The sequence below is a fragment of the Streptomyces fulvoviolaceus genome, assembly GCF_000718165.1.
GTDB lineage: Bacteria > Actinomycetota > Actinomycetes > Streptomycetales > Streptomycetaceae > Streptomyces > Streptomyces fulvoviolaceus.
Genome location: NZ_JOEY01000104.1, coordinates 1 through 16,703, shown reverse-complemented (window position 1 = coordinate 16,703; position 16,703 = coordinate 1). Strand labels below are relative to the sequence as shown.

The 16,703-nt window shown below is 67.1% G+C and carries 17 protein-coding genes and 2 pseudogenes; 8 read left to right on the top strand and 11 right to left on the bottom strand.

The genetic code is table 11. From position 1 onward, the window contains the following. Positions 1–37: 37 nt before the first annotated feature. Both IG08_RS0151825 and IG08_RS0151820 read right to left on the bottom strand, forming a co-directional pair. The gene (locus tag IG08_RS0151825; RefSeq protein ID WP_030621541.1) at positions 38–376 is read right to left on the bottom strand and encodes a PfkB family carbohydrate kinase; all 339 of its coding nucleotides are present in this window, start codon (positions 374–376) and stop codon (positions 38–40) included. A gap of 272 nt (positions 377–648) precedes the next feature. Next, positions 649–1,311, bottom strand: coding sequence for a TetR/AcrR family transcriptional regulator (locus tag IG08_RS0151820; RefSeq protein WP_030621539.1), 663 nt, complete (start codon positions 1,309–1,311; stop codon positions 649–651). Between the two features lie 78 nt (positions 1,312–1,389). Between IG08_RS0151820 and IG08_RS0151815 the strand changes: the two genes are divergently transcribed. The 3 genes from IG08_RS0151815 (at position 1,390) to IG08_RS0151810 (ending at position 4,749) form a co-directional block, all read left to right on the top strand. After that, positions 1,390–2,802, top strand: coding sequence for an FAD-binding oxidoreductase (locus tag IG08_RS0151815; protein WP_030621536.1), 1,413 nt, complete (start codon positions 1,390–1,392; stop codon positions 2,800–2,802). A 135-nt stretch (positions 2,803–2,937) separates the two neighbouring features. Then, a complete protein-coding gene (locus IG08_RS63330; RefSeq protein WP_390898547.1) occupies positions 2,938–3,120 on the top strand; it encodes a hypothetical protein in 183 nt (60 codons plus the stop codon). 729 nt (positions 3,121–3,849) lie between these two features. After that, positions 3,850–4,749, top strand: coding sequence for a hypothetical protein (locus IG08_RS0151810; protein ID WP_234343219.1), 900 nt, complete (start codon positions 3,850–3,852; stop codon positions 4,747–4,749). A gap of 245 nt (positions 4,750–4,994) precedes the next feature. Here the strand turns inward: IG08_RS0151810 and IG08_RS61020 are convergent, their stop codons facing one another. From IG08_RS61020 to IG08_RS0151805, 4 genes and pseudogenes are all read right to left on the bottom strand, one after another. Continuing rightward, positions 4,995–5,495 (bottom strand): hypothetical protein, encoded by a 501-nt coding sequence (locus IG08_RS61020; protein WP_199821139.1) that lies wholly within the window; start codon positions 5,493–5,495, stop codon positions 4,995–4,997. 818 nt (positions 5,496–6,313) lie between these two features. Beyond that, positions 6,314–6,652 (bottom strand): endonuclease domain-containing protein, encoded by a 339-nt coding sequence (locus IG08_RS63325; protein WP_043457527.1) that lies wholly within the window; start codon positions 6,650–6,652, stop codon positions 6,314–6,316. Between the two features lie 571 nt (positions 6,653–7,223). Continuing rightward, positions 7,224–7,364: pseudogene (locus IG08_RS58505) on the bottom strand (IS5/IS1182 family transposase); the annotation flags it as partial. A 224-nt stretch (positions 7,365–7,588) separates the two neighbouring features. Continuing rightward, on the bottom strand, positions 7,589–7,744 hold the full coding sequence (locus tag IG08_RS0151805) for a hypothetical protein (RefSeq protein ID WP_234343218.1): 156 nt from the start codon (positions 7,742–7,744) through the stop codon (positions 7,589–7,591). Between the two features lie 382 nt (positions 7,745–8,126). On the opposite strand from IG08_RS0151805, the pseudogene IG08_RS58500 reads away from it, so the two are divergent. Further along, positions 8,127–8,536, top strand: a pseudogene (locus IG08_RS58500) (transposase family protein); the annotation flags it as partial. On the opposite strand, the gene IG08_RS0151800 reads toward IG08_RS58500, so the two are convergent. Together IG08_RS0151800 and IG08_RS62695 are read right to left on the bottom strand one after the other, a co-directional pair. Beyond that, positions 8,514–8,969, bottom strand: coding sequence for a class I SAM-dependent methyltransferase (locus IG08_RS0151800; protein WP_078656127.1), 456 nt, complete (start codon positions 8,967–8,969; stop codon positions 8,514–8,516). The pseudogene IG08_RS58500 and the gene IG08_RS0151800 sit on opposite strands and share 23 nt — an antisense overlap. Before the next feature lie 95 nt (positions 8,970–9,064). After that, positions 9,065–9,196, bottom strand: a complete 132-nt coding sequence (locus IG08_RS62695) for a cupin domain-containing protein (RefSeq protein WP_261724207.1) — start codon at positions 9,194–9,196, stop codon at positions 9,065–9,067. Between the two features lie 1,254 nt (positions 9,197–10,450). On the opposite strand from IG08_RS62695, the gene IG08_RS60490 reads away from it, so the two are divergent. Continuing rightward, positions 10,451–11,734, top strand: a complete 1,284-nt coding sequence (locus tag IG08_RS60490; RefSeq protein ID WP_158812409.1) for a hypothetical protein — start codon at positions 10,451–10,453, stop codon at positions 11,732–11,734. Positions 11,735–12,169: 435 nt separating this feature from the next. Continuing rightward, positions 12,170–12,733, top strand: coding sequence for a dihydrofolate reductase family protein (locus IG08_RS0151780; RefSeq protein ID WP_030621524.1), 564 nt, complete (start codon positions 12,170–12,172; stop codon positions 12,731–12,733). 606 nt (positions 12,734–13,339) lie between these two features. Here IG08_RS0151780 and IG08_RS61015 read toward each other — a convergent pair. Together IG08_RS61015 and IG08_RS0151770 are read right to left on the bottom strand one after the other, a co-directional pair. Beyond that, on the bottom strand, positions 13,340–13,495 hold the full coding sequence (locus IG08_RS61015) for a hypothetical protein (RefSeq protein ID WP_199821138.1): 156 nt from the start codon (positions 13,493–13,495) through the stop codon (positions 13,340–13,342). Beyond that, positions 13,492–13,926: an ATP-binding protein gene (locus IG08_RS0151770; protein ID WP_030621522.1), complete on the bottom strand. Its 435-nt coding sequence runs from the start codon at positions 13,924–13,926 to the stop codon at positions 13,492–13,494. The genes IG08_RS61015 and IG08_RS0151770 overlap by 4 nt, the downstream gene beginning before the upstream one ends. A 161-nt stretch (positions 13,927–14,087) precedes the next feature. Between IG08_RS0151770 and IG08_RS0151765 the strand changes: the two genes are divergently transcribed. Further along, positions 14,088–15,353: a helix-turn-helix domain-containing protein gene (locus tag IG08_RS0151765; RefSeq protein ID WP_234343217.1), complete on the top strand. Its 1,266-nt coding sequence runs from the start codon at positions 14,088–14,090 to the stop codon at positions 15,351–15,353. After that, positions 15,353–15,871, top strand: coding sequence for a GNAT family N-acetyltransferase (locus tag IG08_RS0151760; RefSeq protein WP_043457529.1), 519 nt, complete (start codon positions 15,353–15,355; stop codon positions 15,869–15,871). The genes IG08_RS0151765 and IG08_RS0151760 overlap by 1 nt, the downstream gene beginning before the upstream one ends. Before the next feature lie 99 nt (positions 15,872–15,970). On the opposite strand, the gene IG08_RS60485 is transcribed toward IG08_RS0151760, so the two are convergent. Continuing rightward, positions 15,971–16,225 (bottom strand): hypothetical protein, encoded by a 255-nt coding sequence (locus tag IG08_RS60485; protein ID WP_158812408.1) that lies wholly within the window; start codon positions 16,223–16,225, stop codon positions 15,971–15,973. Between the last annotated feature and the right edge of the window lie 478 nt (positions 16,226–16,703).

Sequence of the window (16,703 nt, the reverse complement as noted above, 5' to 3'; positions counted from 1 at the left end):
CCACCCCCCAGGTCATTCGTTCGACAGGGGGGAACAGTCATGCCGGGCCCGGAGGCCAGCGGTCCTCTTGCAGGACCGCGGAAAACATAACGGGGGGGGCGAGGCCACGCAGGACTCCGGCCAGATAGCCGGCGGCGAACGCGTCGCCCGCCCCCGTCGGTTCCACGATGTGAACGTCCAGGGAAGGCTCGGTCGTTGTGGTCCCGTCGCGTTCGACGGTGGTGGCGTGGTGCTCGGCGTCCTTCACGATCAGGGTCGCCGGGGAGGGCAGGAGCGAGCGCAGCTCGCGGGGGTCGCCGGTGCCGAGCGCCAGGGCCGCTTCGTCGGCGCCCATGAGGACCAGGTCCGCCTCGTCCAGCAGGGGGCGCAGTACCACCGCTCAGGACGGCCATCTCCATCCATGCGACTGCGTTCAGACCGGCCAGCGCGTCCTGCACCGCCATGGGGTCGCGGTCCACGTAGCCGCGGACGACGTCCACCGCACGGTAGCCGGGGGACTGCCGCGCTCCATCGGTCATGTGGTTGACACTATTTCTCCGCCGACGTGCGGGGATGGGTCACTCGACGCAACGGGCCTCGAAACAAAGCACTAGGACCAATGGCCCCTCCTCCGCCTCCGGCCCCGGCACCGGGTGGCGCAGGAGTGCGTCACAGGCCGTGCACGGTCCGGAAGAACTGGTCGATCTCCCGGCGGCCGGGGGCCGGTTGGGACAGCGGTTCGGAGCCGGGGGCGCGTAGCCCGTCGAGGAGTACGCCGATGTACCGGTCGGCCAGGTCCGTCGTGGGGCTGCCGTCCCCCGTTTCGGGCAGCCGTGGCGGGATCGAGTTGAGCATCATGACGATGTCGAAGGCGTTCACGTCGTCGCGCAGGGCGCCCGCCCGCTGGGTCCGCGTCACCAGGTCCTCCAGGGCGCCCAGGAGTTGGGTGCGGATCTCGGCCAGTTCGGCTCCTGCTTCCTTGGCGCGCCCGCGGGACACGGGGAAGAGCTGGCTGCTGCGCAGGTGCACCATGTGGCGCATCACCCGGGTGAAGGCGGGCCAGGTGGCCGGTTCCTCGGCCAGGGCGCCGCGTACCTGGTCCAGGCTCTCCTGCATCACCTTGATCGCGATGCGTTCGACCAGGGCGGTCTTGTTCGGGAAGTGCCGGTAGATGGTGCCCATGCCCAGGCCGGAGCGGCGGGCGACCTCCGCGATCGACGCCTGGTAGCCGAGGTCGGCGAAGACGTCCTGGGCGACCTGGAGGATCTGCTCGACGTTCTGGCGGGCGTCGGCGCGAAGTGGACGGTCGGCGGGGGGTGTGGACGGACTCATTTGGCTTCGATGTTAGCCTCCGACCTAACCGGAAATTGAATTTCCGGTTAGACATGTTCGTATGAGGAGACCCCCGCCATGACTGTTTCCGCAGATCCCCACACCGACTTCCCCGCCGACTTTCGTGGCACCGTGCTGCGGCCCGGTGACGAGCGGTATGACTCCGCACGTGTCCTGTACCAGGGCCGTGCCGCCGACGAGGGCCCCGCGCTGATCGCGCGGTGCGCCGACGAGGACGACGTCGCCACCGTCTTGCGTCACGCCTCCGCCCACGGCATCCCGGTGGCCGTGCGCGGAGGCGGGCACGGCTCGGACGGGTACGCGATGCCCGGCGGTGCGCTGGTCGTCGACCTCTCGGAGATGAAGGCGATCACCGTCGACCCTGAGACGGGGGTGGTCCGGGCCCAACCCGGCGTCCTGCTCGGCGAGTTGGACGCTGCCACGCAGGAGCACGGGCTCGCCGTACCGGCCGGCACGGTCAGCAGCACGGGCGTCGCCGGGCTGACCCTGGGCGGCGGCATCGGCCACCTGATGCGCCGCTTCGGCGCCACCGTGGACAACCTGCTGGCCTGCGAGATGGTCGCCATGGACGGCCGCAGGGTCCGCGCTGACGAGGCCGAGAACCCCGAGCTGTTCTGGGCGCTGCGTGGCGGGGGCGGCAACTTCGGGGTCGTCACCGCTTTCGAGTACCGCGCGCACCCGCTCGGTCCGGACGTCGTCGCCGGGCAGCTGATCTTCCCGTTCGACCAGGCCGGCGACGTACTGGCCAAGCTCCCCGCGCACATGGCCGACGCGCCCCGCGAGCTGGGCCTGCTGGCCTCGATCGCCCCTGCCCCCGCCCTGCCGATGCTGCCGCCGGAGGCCCACGGCAAGCCGGTGCTGGTCCTCGTCCCCGTCTACACCGGCGACCTCGCCCTGGCGGACGAGGTCATCGAGTCGCTCGCCGCGCTCGGGTGGCCGGTGGCCAACCTGGTCGCGAAGACCCCGTGGCTGAAGGCGAACAGCATGCTCGACGCCATCGCCCCCTACGGCAAGCGCATGAACCTGCGCGGCGGGTACCTGCCGGACCTGTCGGCCGACACCGTCGACGCCCTGTTGCGGCACGCCGCCACCGCTCCGTCGAACCCGGGCGCCGCCTCCGTGATCAACCTCTGGAGCATGGGCGGCGCGATCTCCGAGGACGTCGCGGAGGACGCCACCGCCTTCTCCCGGGAGGGCGCCGCCTGGCTGTGGGAGGCCGTGAGCATGTGGGACGGGCCCGAGCAGGACGCGCAGTACGAGGAGTCGGCGAAGCACATCACCGAGGCGATGCGGCCCCACGCACTGGCCGCCGGCTACACCAACCTCACCGACGATCTCGGCGAGGCATGGCGCCGCGGAGTGCACGGCAGCGAGGCCAAGCACCGGCGGCTGCGCGCGGTGAAGGCCGCCTGGGATCCGGCCAACTTGCTCCGCTTCAACAAGAACATCGCCCCCACGACCGCCGAATGACCCGGCACGTGAGTTCGCCGATCCGACATGGCGACTCCGGGGAGGAGTCTTCGATGACCGTCTTTGACACGGACGTTCTGATCGCGGGCCGGGCCCACCGGGCTCACGCTCGCCTGTGACCTGACACGACGGGGTGTGCCCTGTCGCATCGTCGAGCGGGGGTTCCCGGGCAGCCGCGGCGCGGGCATCCAGCCGCGGACCAGGGAGATCTTCGAGGATCTCGGTGTCCTCGACGCCGTCGGGGTTTGCAGCAATTCTTGCGTTTCTCAGGGGGGTCGGGGACGCCCTGGGGGCAATCAAGAGAGGCACCCTTCTTGAGGGTGGGCCAGGTGGGCCAGGATGCACAGGCGGCGCAGGCCGCGAGAGGCGACTGCCCGGGGTCGAGCTCGTGGAGGAACCAACGCAGCTTGTTGCCGATTGCGGTGCGTTGGGCCACGAGCGTGCGCCGATGGTCGACCAACAGCTTGATGTCCCGGCTCGGGCCGTCCAGGTCTGCCTTGGGCAGGTCGGTCTCGCGCAGAGCGACCCGGGCTCGCCCTATGCGGGGGCTGGCGGTTCTGGGGCCGCGACTGGCCAAATAACGCTGAGCAAAGTGGCCATCCGTGCATGCCTGCGCGCGAGCCGCCCGGCAGGCTGCGGATGCTGCCCGACAACCGTTTGACGTGCACCTGCTGGCTGTCCGTCCTACGCTGAGGAGGGGAGTCTTTACTGGAGGTCGGGATGACCAACGGGAAGTCTTTCGGTAGGCCAGAAAGAACAAAAAAGCCCATTGGGGGCGTCGCTCTCATCATTCTCCTGTGGGTCGCTTCACTCATACTCAGGCGCACACCGACGCCAGATTCTTCGAAGCGAGATCACTCCTACGAACCGACCCGAAGAAAGAACGTGGCTCAGCTCCCAAAACCGCCCGAGGAGACGTTCAGAACTCATAGAACAGCATGGCGCGAGCGAGCTGCTGCACGCATTCTCTATCTGGAACAACAAGCAGATCGAGAGAGATGTCGAACGGTAAGGGACCGAGCTGAACAATGCCAGCGAGAAAAGACGTTGGAGGGGATCGCGCGGCAACTGGAAGAGGCAGGCAACGCCATCTCCGCGCGGCGCCGCCTGTTCACTGGAGCCGCAGCCCTCGAGAGGACCTGGGCCAATGTGCGCGCGACCGACGTGATGCTGCTCAGGTTGTGTTCGGACGAAGACCTGCGCAGCCGAAGTGCCGACGTGCTGAGTCACGTTGAACAGCATCTTCGCCCGGGCGACCCGCTTCGGGTGAAGGTGGGGGCGGTCGCGGAGCACATGGGGACGAAAGGGCCGCTTCCGGGAGACCGCGGGCTCCTCGTCCTCGCTCTGGGCGCCTCGTATGATGCGCTGGATGCCGAATTCAGCAGAGTTCGCAGCCTCAGCATCATTCTGCGGATTGCTACCTTCTTCGTTCTCCTCGGCGCGGGTGGGCTCGCGGCCTGGGGCTGGTGCTGCCCCGATTCGCTGAACATGTGCTTCCTGCCTGAGGGAAAGAAGTTCGCCGCGTGCCCTTCCGGGGAGGTTCGCCTGGACCCGAAAAACCTTCCGAGTGACTACGCCCAGCGAGTCGACGTTCTTGTCATCGAGGCGGCAGGACTGGCTGGTGCGGCTCTCACGGTCATTGCGTCTCTGCGTCGGATCCAGGGGACGAGTACTCCTTATATGCTGCCGCTTTCGGCAGCATTGTTGAAATTCCCCACCGGAGCTCTGACCGCGTTCGTAGGAGTGCTGCTCATCAGGGGTGCCTTCATTCCCGGTCTGAGTGATCTGGATTCCAGCCCGCAGATAGTGGCCTGGGCCGCCATTTTCGGCGCTGCCCAGCATCTCGTGACCCGCTTCGTCGACGCACGGGCTCGCGAGACGCTGTCGGATGTGGGACGCCCGCCCACTGACCCGGAACCGGACAGCCTCAAGACTCCGAAGCCTTGAAGTCGTCAGGTGATGCGACGACAATGCATAAATCACCACTGGTGATTTATGCGGATATTTCGAAGCGCCGTTGCGGCTCTGTCTGGACGCCCTCCTCGATGCCACCACGAGAGACGGGGCCCTTCGGCCGAGCAGAGATGAACCGGCTGACCGCACCAGATCCGGATACTGCCTCGGACAGTTCGCCGCCCTGACACCGCCCGCTACCCGATCACGGGTACTGGATCTTCGTGCGAGGTCTTACTTCACCCAGGAAAGGCTTCGTTTTGACCCCATGGACCGGCGGAAGTGGGAAGCGTGGTCATGTGGGTGGGCGACCGCTCGCTGAAATTCGTCGGCCGCCAGTCCATCATCCGCAGAGCGTCACCCTCACACCCGGCGACGCCGATCGCCCCCGCTCGCGCAGGGAGCGTGCCGTCCGTCAGGGTGTGGTGGCAGGCAGTTGGGTGGGCACGGCGGTCAGCATGATGCCGCCGTCGAGTGGCACGGTGCGCGGTAGGAGTCCACACGCTTTGGAGCAGGTCCGGGAGCGTGTACGGCTCGGCGTCGTCGAGGCCGACCTGGTAGCCGAGATCGCCGAGGCCCGCTGTGGTCATCCGGCTCAGGGGGTTGTTGCTGCCCGAGATGAACGGTGAGATGAGTTCGTTGACGAACACTGCGTCCCGCCAGTGGCTGTCCCTGGTTCCCGGTTCGCCGAAGTTGGGGACCGGTACCGGTACCGGTTGCGCTTCCGAGACCGCCGACACGTGGCGAACTCCGCCTGGGCGCGAGGGCCTGTGAAGGTGGGGCCCTGGCCGTCGGGACACCTCGACCTGCCGGCCAGTGTCCTGCTCATCTCCGCCCGCGCAGACAACCAGCTGGCGGCCGGGAAATGGGCTCTTCACTGGCACACTCCGCGAAGTGTGGAGCGAAGGGAAGTTCACCGGCGGACACAAGTCATTCCACCGCGAAATCCTCCGAAGGATGCGACCCAACCAGAGCCCGGGCCTCTTCGTCACCGGTCGAGCCAACGACTCGTTCCTGCGGCAGCGGCCCTTCACCGTTTGAGGAATCCTCCTGGACTGCTTGAGGGCTGCATCTCGCGGCGGATGACCTTTCAATGTGGTGATGGGCTGCTTCCACAGTGTCCGCAGCAGACGCGCTCGGGACCCCGCTGCGTGATGGCCTGGACATTCTGTTCAAAGCCCTCCCCGCCCTCGGTAGCCTCACGCAGGTGTAGGTGTAGGTGTAGGTGTAGGTGTAGGTGTAGGTGTAGGTGATGGTGCTCGGCGTTCACGTTCAGTCGGTTGACGGTGTGAACGGCGTCTTCCAACTTGCGGACGTCTTTGTGCGCGCCCGGACGGGCGATCATCCTGACCTGGCCATACACGGTACAGCTCCGCAGCCTCGGTCTCAGGTGTCACGGTCCGTTCTGACACCGACAGATCGGCGCTTGTGCACCAACGTACCTGGGAGCAGGCGTACTTGCGGAGACCGTTCGATGCGATCAAGAACCTCGTCAACCGGCTGCACTCGTAGATCAACAGCCTCACCCGTGGAGACCGAGAGCGTCATGACCGCGACGTTAGTAGTGGTGTTGTGGTCCATCGGTCCGAACGAACTCCGGAGCCGACCTTCGCCGCTCGTACCGCAGGAGGTACTCCTCGAATTGAGGAATCGTGGTGACCTGCCGCCCGACCATCTCGTACCACGCCAACCCCAATGTATTGCACGGGCCACACAAGAATCCTCGAATGCACCGTCCACAACACTGCCGACGTGCCTCGCAACAAGACCGATCGTGGTCGATGTGGAACGCTGGCTGTCCTTCCTCCCAGCGGCGCTGACAGATGTCACAGCGGTAGTCACGTGATGTGCGGAACTCGCGGACGGCGGCGACCGAGGGGAACTTGTACCGACTCATGATTGCGTGTTCGGGGCCGCACTCGTTGCAGTATGTCGATCGGCCGCTGGCGGCAGCTGAAGACAGCGAAAATTCCTCCAACCGCTTGACCTCACCGCAATCAGTGCACCGCTTCAATCCCAGCTCTCTGAGCGCTGCGACACTCTCTTGACTGGCGCGGAGCGTGTGGAGAGGAACGAGCCTTCCACGGCGCTGTTTCTGCTGATAGTGACCATTGCAGAGCCCATCGGCCACAGTCGGGTTTCCGCAGGGTCCGACGGGAGATTCCTTCGGCGCGAACGTACAGTGCTCCGGCATCGTTCTTCGTCTGCGGCGAGGAGGCACTAGCTTCTTCCCGGCCGCCCGCTGCTGATTATGGGCGTCGCACAACCCGTTGGAGCGAACCGGCCTCTCGCAAGGAGGGTATTCCGATCCTGGTGGAAAGGCATTGCAGGTTCGCACCGCAGGTCTGTCGCCCAGAGACGCCACGTCCGTTGTCCTCGTTGTCGAGCCGGCCGATCATTGGTCGAGCGACCATAGCCAACGGCACTGACAACGACCGGCAGTTGAGTCGCACGGAGCCTTTTCATCCTCAGCTTGAGCTGGCCAGATGGAGGGTGAGGACGGCTTGAACGAGGCTGGTGATTCGGGTCGTCGAGCAGTGGAGCCTGCGGAGGATCCGCGAGGACTTGAGGGTGGCGATGGCCTGTTCGACCAGGGCCCGGACCTTTGCTAATCCCGTTCGTCGTCCCGGCACACCTCGCGCCTGCCACTCCCTCCCATGAACTGCCGTCCGACATGGGCGGCGGCGGTCAGCCATGGTCGCGTTCAGTTGAGCAGGAAGGTTGCAGACTGGCTGCTCGACGGCACCCGGATGAGCCGGGCGGACGGACCTGCCGTTGCCCCGCGAGCAGGGCGTCGTAGTAGAACTGTGTGCCCTGCGAGCCGCCAGGCCAGTCACCGGCCTTTTTTGTTGAACCATCCGAGCGACTGGACGACGGACGCGCCCATAACGAGGATGCCGAGAGGAACGATCGTGAACCAGGTGGCATCGGCTTTCATGGCCGCGAGCAGGGCGATGGAGCCGAGGGCCAGCGCCAGGAGCACGAGCATGCCCAGAAGGACACGAATCTTGGAAACCAACGGAGAACTCTCCAATGTTCAGTCGGGCTCTATTGACCAGACAGCGTTCGCTACCCGCTGGACAGCTGGCGACGGTTGCCCAGTAGGGAGGCAGCAAGCTCCCCGACGTGGCACCACGGCTCCGTCAGGAAGCTCATGGGCGAGTCTCCCAACGCTGCCTTCCCGAGGCGCCGGTAGAACTACGTAATCGAATACGTAGGTTCACCGGCCGGGCCGGGGCGGGGCAGCGGCCAGCCGTACAGTGAGCCGTCGCCAATCTCACCTGTCGGATGGGTAGTTGGCCTGACGGACGGATGAAGCCCCTGGTAGATGGGTTTTCGACCAAGAGAATCGTCTCCACCAGAGGCTTCGTATGCTTGTCTACCCGTCCGGCGTCGACGTGTCCAGCTCTGCCCTGCGCTTCCTCACTGCCCGCCTGAGGGAACACCGTCGTGTTCTCGATGGCGGCGCCTGAGCGCGGGTGGGCAGGCCCTGCTCACCCTCGTCCACCTCCGCAACGGCCAGCCGTATGCTCAGCGCGCGGCTGGTTTCGGGATCGGCACCACCACCGTCTACCGCTACGTCACCGAGGCCGTCGGGCTCCTGGCCGCCCTCGCCCCCACGCTCGCCGAAGCCATGCGGGCCGCATCGATGAAGGCGTATCTGATCCTGGACGGAACGCTCCTGCCGATCGACCGGATCGCCGCCGACCGTCCCTTCTACTCGGGCAAACACAAGAAGCACGGCATGAACGTGCAGGTCATAGCCGACCCAAAGGGGCGTGAGCGTGTCCATGGAGGTTGGTGTGCAGGGCGGAGAAGACGAGGGGCGCAGCGTCGTCGAGCCCGTCGCGCAGTGCCGGCAGGAGGTAGTGGGGATCGTTGCAGGCGAGGGTTCCGATCGCGTACGCCACGTCGTAGGGTTCGGCGGTGTGCAGGTGTTCAACGACGCCGCCCTGCACGAAGCGGACACCGCGTTCGTCGCCGAAGTGCTGGACAGCCCGCCGGTGTTGAGTGGGCGACAGTTCGATGGCGTCCACGACGGCGCCGTGTTCGCGCGCGAGGTGCACGACGTGATGGCCAGGGCCTGATCCGACGGCCAGCACCTGCTTCCCGCGTAACGGCCCGAGGACGTCGTCGCCCGGTCCGACGCCGTCCCAGAATCCCCACCTGACCTGTTCGGGAACGGGCGGCACGTATCCGCGGTCCAGCTGCATTTGCCTTAGCGGATCCAGCATGCACATGACAGATGGTCGCCTCGTACGGCGATCAGTCCCCCGATCGAGCGATCACGAACCGAGGAAGATCGAACTTAACGCCCTCGTGCTGCTGGTGCCCGGTGCCCGGTGCCCGTCGTGTCCTCGACGAGCAGCAGATCACCGGGGCGGGCGATCACCGTCTCGCCGGACGCGGTCACCTCGCACTCGCCTGAGAGTAAGACCACCAGGCGCCGTCCGGCCTCCGGCTGCTCCGGGTGGCTGCCCCCGGCCGGTGCCCGAACCACCATGCAGGCCGACGTCTTCAGCGGCGCAGAGGCACTCAACTCGCCCGGACCGGGCACTGCCGGCAGTAGCCTCGGCTCCCATGACTCGAATCGGGCGGTTCCGTCATGCCCCGCGTACAGCCGTCGCAGCGTCATATCCACCACAGTAGGTGACCCAGGTTCAGCCGCCATGACGTCACCGCTGAACCCTTCATCTCTGCCTGGGTGAGCTCCAAGACGCCCGGCACGCCCCTGACGCTGAGGCCGCCACGGAAGCGGCCGGTGCGGAGGTCGGGGATGAAGGCCCGGGCGACGACCCGGCGAAAGAGCCGTCGCTGTTCGGGGGTGAGGCGGTCCAAGTCGGCAGTGGAGCGGGCAAGGCCTCGTAGGTCGGCACGTCGGTCATCCAGGAAGCACGAAGCCCTCGGCGAGTGCCGGGGCGGTTGGTGTCTTGCTTGGGCGACGGGAGTCGGTGACGTGGTGTGGGGTCGGTCGTCTTTGGCCGTTGGCTGGGGGAGTGGTACATGGGTGTGCGCGGGTTGACGGTGGAGTCGTCTGCTGTGGGTTGTTGAGTGAGGTGTGGGTGACTGGCTGGCGCGCAGCATTTGCATGGCCTCACCGGTAGTGCGGCGAGGGCGAAGAGCAGTGCCCGCCGGGCGGGCACGACCCCGCGGCCGGCGCCCGCCAGGCGGGATCGGCAGTGAAGTTCCGGTGAACTCTCCAGCCCCACGGGATCGTGCTTTACTGCAGGTCAGAGCCGGTGTCCCCTGTGGGGATGATCAGTGTCGCGAAGGTCCAGCCCGGGAACACGCATCGGTACTACACGCGAGGTGTAGCCGTGGGCGACGGTCACCGTCCGGCCCGCAAGTCGATGAAGGACGCCCAGGAGGAAGCCGGGCTCCCGCCCGGGCTATTGGATGGGACGCGGCCTCCGCCCTCGGGCTCACCGCGGGCTCGGTGGTGACGGAGCGGCAGGCGGAGCTGCTGTTCGGGGAAGGCCGGCACCCGGACGCCGACCGCATGGAGCGCGAGCGCTTGGACGACGGCGTCGACCCGGCTGAGGCGCGGCTGGCCACCGTCCTCACAGAGAACTCCGCCCGGTTCAAGGTCGGGACCGGTCCCGGCCCCCCAGTGGTCGCATGTGCTGATGTCAGGGGTGCCCGCCTGGTCACCGACCGAGGTCGGCCTCACAGGTCACGGAACGCGGAGACTGAGATGAGAAGTCCGGTACGTGAAGGTGTCATCGCTCTGGCTGCAGTGGCTCTGTTGGCCTCGTGCACCGGAGGCCCGACGGAGGAAGGCGACAGTCCGACGGCCACCGGCTCGCCCACCCGGAAGGCCCTCGACCTCAGCGGCGATCCACGGGCTGCGGCGCCCTTGGCGTTCGACAGCAAAGCGGAACATGTCCTGCCGACCGGCCCGAAGGGCTTCCCTCCCATCACTTTGTACGGGCGTGCGGCCTGGCTCACGCACGCGTCCGGCGTGACGATGTACAACCTGGCCACGGGCAAGGCCGTCACCACGATCAAGACCCAGAACACGCCCACGTACGACCTGCCGGCCCCACGCGATCTGAGCAAGAAGCAGGCCGAGATGGTACGCAGCCGCGTGTCGTTCCCTGTGCCAGTGCAGATCGGCGGAATACCGGCCGTGGTTGCCGTCGTACCGGTCCAGCTCGCCAAGCAGGGCAGCGGTTCGGCCCAGGCCGGGTTCGAGGTGATCGCCGCCCGGGCGGACAACGGCAAGCTGATCTGGCGGCTTCCCGTGGACATCTACGGTGACCCGGCCGGCAAGCTCGGCGCGCTCTTGGTTGAGCCCGGGAACGGCGTGGTGACCGTCACCTGGACGGAGGACGACTACATGACAGGCACCTTCGCGGTCTCCCTGGACGACGAGCCCCGCATGCTGTGGCAGCGTGCAGGCTTCTGGATGGTCGGCGCATCCGGCGACGCTGCTCTGGGGTTCCGCGAAGAGCCGGACGAGGAATACTCGATGGCCGGTGTCGCCGCGTCCAACGGCCGTGACCTGTGGGCCAAGGGGGTACCCGCCGGAGTCACCTGGGCGGTCAAATCGAACGACACACCATTGGCCAAACTCGACGACGACAGCGAGCAGGCGCAGCTGATCGAGATCGCGACCGGCGACTTCGTCCTGTCCAAGCGGGCCGGCCTGACGAAGCGCATGAGCTGCAATCACGGCGAGGGCGGCACCGTCCTGCTCTGCGCCTCGAAGCAGGACGGGGCGCTCGCGGTGGACAAAGCCGGCAAAATCTTGTGGCGCCGGGCGGCGGGTGACGGCCCCAACGGCTGGAACGCCACCGTAGAAGCCGAGTTCAAGGATCTGTTCTACGCCAAGGGCAAAGACGGAGCATTCGTCGTCGACGGGCGTACCGGACGAACGGTCAGCACCGACGCGGGGATTGTCCCCGATCGCGTCAACGCCTACGCCGCGCTGGTCTACACCGACACCGGCACAGAGGTCCACCTCGCCAAGCGATGACGCAGACCGCCTGATGGCGAGGAGCGACGCCGGCCGCCCTTGCCACGGCGCCGGCCACCAACCGTGAGATTCGAGGTCCGCCCCGCCCAAATCTGTGAGAAGCATCCACGCGCAGCGGGACGGGGCAGTGGCCGCTCGGCCATCGCTTGGCCATCGTTCGTGAGATTCGGCCACGGGATCTGAGATACCACAGATGGCGCAGGGTCTCGCCGCCGATGACATGTCGATCTTCTGTGACCTGCTGGTTCTCTGTTGTCTCACCGCGATGTCACCCGAGATCAGTCTCAGATCGATGCCATTTCCTCGGCGGAACGATGAGTCTGCGGCTGAGCCACCGAGCACGAGGACTACATGCGAGCTCAGATCGCGCACCGATGAGTTTCCCGCGCCGCGCCGGTCTGTACGCGTGAGACCGACTCACGGAAGGCTGGCGCCATGCGGAAACTGATCTACGGCATGAACCTGAGCCTGGACGGCTACATCGCCGCGCCCGGCGACGACATCGGCTGGGGCGTGCCGAGCGACGAGCTGTTCCAGTTTTGGTCCGACCAGTTGCAGGCGACCGACCTGTCGCTCTACGGGCGCAAGCTGTGGCAGACGATGAGCTCCCACTGGCCGACCGGCGACCAGCAGCCCAACGCCACCCCGGCGGAGATCGAGTTCGCGCGCCGCTGGCGGGACATGTCGAAGGTGGTGTTCTCCTCGACGATCGACAAGGTCGACTGGAACACCCGCCTGGTCACCGGCGACGCGGTCGCCGAGATCACCCGGCTCAAGGCCGAGGACGGCGGCCCGATGGACATCGGCGGCGCGACGCTCGCCGGGGCGGCCATGCGGACCGGGCTGATTGACGAGTACGTGCTGGCCACCGCGCCGGTCCTGGTGGGCGGCGGCACGCCGTTCTTCACCGCGCTGGACAACTGGGTGAACCTGAACCTGGTGGAGACGCGGACGCTTCCCTGCGGCGTGATCCTGACCAGGTACGAGACGAGGCGCTGAGCGCCCGTCCGGGAGTCACGGGCCATATGCTCCGCGGGTGACACCCCCTGGGTGACACCCCCGCCACATCCACATTACGAAGAGCCTCCCGACCTGCGAAGAAGCCGGTGGGCATGCCCCTAATCAGCGGTCTGTGAGTGCCTTCGGAGCTGGTGACACCCCCCCCGGGCCATGCACCCGACAAGGGGAGGTAGTCATGCCAACTCCGAAGGCCGGTAACCCCGTTGCGGGGCTACGAAGACGGTTATGGGGGGGAGCCATCGGGATCAGTTGGCCTCGGCTCCGCGAGGGGCTCGGGGGAGCTGGACTATCCGGGGGCCGGGTGTCCATCCGCTCCATGGAGCGCTCGTGCATGGTCAGCAGCTCCTGTACGCACTCTCGGCACGCGTACAGAGGGGTTTCGCCCTCGTCGCTCGTGATCTCGCCGACGCGGGTCACCTGGGTGCCCTTGCGGGGACAGCGGAAGCAGGAGCCCAGTTCGTACTGGTAGGCCGCCAGGAGGACACCCATGCGGTCGGTGGGGACGTGCTCAGGAAGCTTGGTCACGCCTCCTCCCGACGCAGCCTGAGGCGTTCCTCGCGCGAGACGGTGACCTCCAGCCCCTTGTCACTGGGGGCTGGGGGCCGTCCAGGTGCCCGACCACATGTAGACGGGGCGCAGGACGTACGTACCGCCCTTGACGTCGGTGACGATCCCCTCGCGGTCCGCGTTGGCGTCGTGTACCTGGTCGCCGACCCACACCCGGGGCCTCTCCTCGGTCACTCGGCCGGCTCGTACTTCAGCTCGCCCCAGACGCGCTTCCCCCACCGGTAGAGGTCGGTGCCCCAGCGGTCCGAGAGGGCGTCGATCAGGACCAGGCCCCGGCCGCCCAGGGAGACGTCTTGGTCATCGGACTCGTCGAGCTTGGGCATCTCCGGCATGGTGCGGGACTTGTCGACCACGGCGATCCGTACGTACCGCGCGCTCGGCCGGGAGATGACGACCCGGATGTTGCGGGAGTTGGTGTGCTTGACCGCGTTCGCCACCAGCTCGGAGACGAGGAGGATCCCGGAGTCCGTCAACTCCTCCAGGTGCCAGGCGGACAGCGCCGTCTTGACGATCCTGCGGGCGACCTCGGCACTCTCCTCTAACCCTGGGAGGGTCTCGGAGTATCCGGGATGCCCCGTGGGGCGTGGCTGCGCTGACACGATCATCTGGTCCTCAGTGGGGGTGTCGGTGTACGACGGCCTCGCTTCAGTCAACGACTGTGGGCCCTCCCGGAGGAGGAAAAGTCGGTCCGGCGTGCATCGCGAACTACCGGAAATTTCTGGGTGGTCACCCTTACTGACGTGGCCTCAGTGGCTACCGTTGGTGTGTGGAGGGGACCCCGAGCCTCATCAGCGCCATGGACGAGCTGGGCCTGACACAGGCCGAGTTGGCCGAGCGGATCAACGACTTCCTGCGCTCTCGCGGGTACGACGGAACGGTGAGTGACCGTACGGTCCGGAACTGGCTGACCGGAAAAACCCACTGGCCCCACCCCCGTCAGCGGGAAGCCCTAGGGGCAGTATTCGGATGTACGGCCGAGGAGCTGGGCTTCAGCCCGCCCTCGGCAAGACGCATCAGCACCGAACCGGAGCCACCCGTGGAGCGCAGGAACTTCCTCTCCGCCGCCACTGGAACCGCCGTCGCCATCGTGGCGCCCGTGGTGGATTCGAGACCGTCCATCGTCGGCACCTCCGACGTGATCAGCCTCCGTAGCGGCCTGGACGCCCTGATGGCCCTGGACGCGGCCAGAGGCGGTCACGAGGCCCTGGAGCGGTCCGCCCTCGCCGGAGCGGACGAGGCCCTCGACAAGGTCAGGCAGGCCGCCTCCCAGCGCATCCGCCAGCGGCTGTACTCCGTGGCCGCCAACTACCTGTCCACGGCCGCGTGGGCCGCCATCGACGGCCGCCAACTCGACCGTGCCCAGGCCCGCTTGGACCGCGCCCTATACCTCGCCGGGATGGCCAAGGACCCCGTCGTCGAGCTGCGGGTCTGGAACTCCTACGCGATGCTCGCCCACCAGCGGGACAACTTCACCGATGCGGTCGACGCCGGGTACGCGGCCCAGGCGACGGCCATCGCACGGCGGGATCCCTTTTACGGCTCACTCACGCACGCCCGTACGGCCGTCGCTCACGCCACCCTCGGCGACCGCCAGGGCACCATCAGGTCCCTCGGGTACGCCGAGGAGGCGTTGGGCAAGGCGACCGACGACGAGACCCGGCCGAGCTGGGTGGCCTTCTACGGGGTGGCCGAGCTGACCGCGATGACCGCCATTGCCCGGGACCGGATCGGGGACTCCGCCGAGGCCGAGGCCGCCTCCCACAAGGCCCTGAGCGGCATCCCCAAGCACTTCAAGCGAAACCGAGCCCTGGCCACCGCCCGGCTCGCCCTGACACAGGTCCACCAGCGGGACTTGGATCCGGCGTGTACGTCGGCCTCGGAGGTCTTCGAGCTGATGTCCGGGAACCCGATCCCGGGCCGCATGCGATCCCTTCTCGGAGACTTCTACCGGGACTTGATCACTCTTGCGCCGGACGCGTCGGTCGCCCGAGAGTGGGGAGACCGCTACCGATCCGAATGGAGCCGAGCCTGATGGCCGACCTGGACGTCCGTCGCTACAGCCGTGAGGGCCTGCCGGAGATCCGGCAAACGATCATCGACATCCATGCGGACGCCCAGGGCAAGGACATGGACGAGTTCCGCAAGAAGTTCGCGTGGTTCGTCGACCACTGGGGTTCGCGGGAGGGGTACCGCTGTGTGATCGCGTACGACGGGGACACGGAGGTCGCTTTCGCCTACGGTGCTCCGGCGATCGAGGGCCGGGAGTGGTGGCGGGAGCACGTCGACCCGGCGCCGGAGAAGACCCTAACCTTCGCGTACTCCGAGCTGGCCGTCCGTCAGGCGTACCGGAAGCAGGGCATCTCCGACCTGCTGTCCCGGTCTCTCCTGGAGGACCGCCCCGAGGACCTCGCCGTCCTCCTGGTGGATGTCAAGCACCCCCGCGTCCAGGCGCTTTACGAGGACTGGGGCTTCAAGAAGGTCGGCGAACAGCAGCCCTTCCCTGACTCCCCGGTCTTCGCCGTCATGCTGGCGGAGTTGCCGTTGGGCTAGGCCCTCGGGTGGGTGGCCTTCGTCCTCAAGAGCATTTCGTGCGGCCACGGCGAGACCGTCCAGCGGACGTTCGAACCTCCCCTTGTGGTGTAGCCCGAGTCACGGATGATCTTGTCTGTGGCGTCGTGCCTGTGGTGCACGCTGCGCGGAATCCAGAAGCGCTCCCGGTGTTTTCCAGGCCCGGTCGGCGGCGGGGATGAATTCGGTCTCGAACGGGGACCTTGCCGTTGAGGGCAGGGAGAAGTGCGCCCCTGCTTGCTGGGTGAGGGTGAACAGGCTGCGGGAGAGAGTGCGGGCGTCGAGCGGCGCGGTCTTGTGACGGAAGTCGAGCGCGACGTGGACGAATTGGCTCATCAGCACACAGATGACGAGATGGCGGTCGGCCTCTGCGTGTTCTGAGCGGCGCTCGATCCGGCCGGCGATCGGGAGAGGTCGGCCATGGTGGGGTTGGGGAGAGGGGCTGCGTGGTCGGGTCGTGGTCGGCCCGGGCACGGGTGGGTCCGGCTGGGCTGGGGTGGGTCGGCTGGGGGTGGGCGGCCACGGCCGGAGACTTGTTGGTGGGGTTGGCAGCTGCTCGCCATGGAGTGCATACGAGGCCGAATTAGCTCGATCGTGTGATCGTCCGTTTGCTGGCTTGCGGAGCCCTGGTTCGACCGGGTTCACGTGATCCTGCGATCTGGGACGCCGGGTACGGCGTCAGCGTGCGGGGCCCCTGCTCCACCGGAGTGATGGTTCAGGGCCTCCCCGCCGCCCTCTGGCCGTACCCACATGGCCAGGTCGCGCAGGGAACTGGCCTCCCGGGCCCGGACCACGCACAGGATGCGTGTCGCCG

Coding starts and splice junctions, on each gene's coding strand:
- IG08_RS0151770 (WP_030621522.1), bottom strand. CDS start 13,926: ATGATCGTGTCAGCGCAGCCACGCCCCACGGGGCATCCCGGATACTCC.
- IG08_RS60485 (WP_158812408.1), bottom strand. CDS start 16,225: ATGAGCCAATTCGTCCACGTCGCGCTCGACTTCCGTCACAAGACCGCG.
- IG08_RS60490 (WP_158812409.1), top strand. CDS start 10,451: ATGAGAAGTCCGGTACGTGAAGGTGTCATCGCTCTGGCTGCAGTGGCT.
- IG08_RS0151820 (WP_030621539.1), bottom strand. CDS start 1,311: ATGAGTCCGTCCACACCCCCCGCCGACCGTCCACTTCGCGCCGACGCC.
- IG08_RS0151760 (WP_043457529.1), top strand. CDS start 15,353: ATGGCCGACCTGGACGTCCGTCGCTACAGCCGTGAGGGCCTGCCGGAG.
- IG08_RS0151800 (WP_078656127.1), bottom strand. CDS start 8,969: ATGCAGCTGGACCGCGGATACGTGCCGCCCGTTCCCGAACAGGTCAGG.
- IG08_RS0151780 (WP_030621524.1), top strand. CDS start 12,170: ATGCGGAAACTGATCTACGGCATGAACCTGAGCCTGGACGGCTACATC.
- IG08_RS0151805 (WP_234343218.1), bottom strand. CDS start 7,744: ATGCTCGTGCTCCTGGCGCTGGCCCTCGGCTCCATCGCCCTGCTCGCG.
- IG08_RS63325 (WP_043457527.1), bottom strand. CDS start 6,652: ATGAGTCGGTACAAGTTCCCCTCGGTCGCCGCCGTCCGCGAGTTCCGC.
- IG08_RS0151815 (WP_030621536.1), top strand. CDS start 1,390: ATGACTGTTTCCGCAGATCCCCACACCGACTTCCCCGCCGACTTTCGT.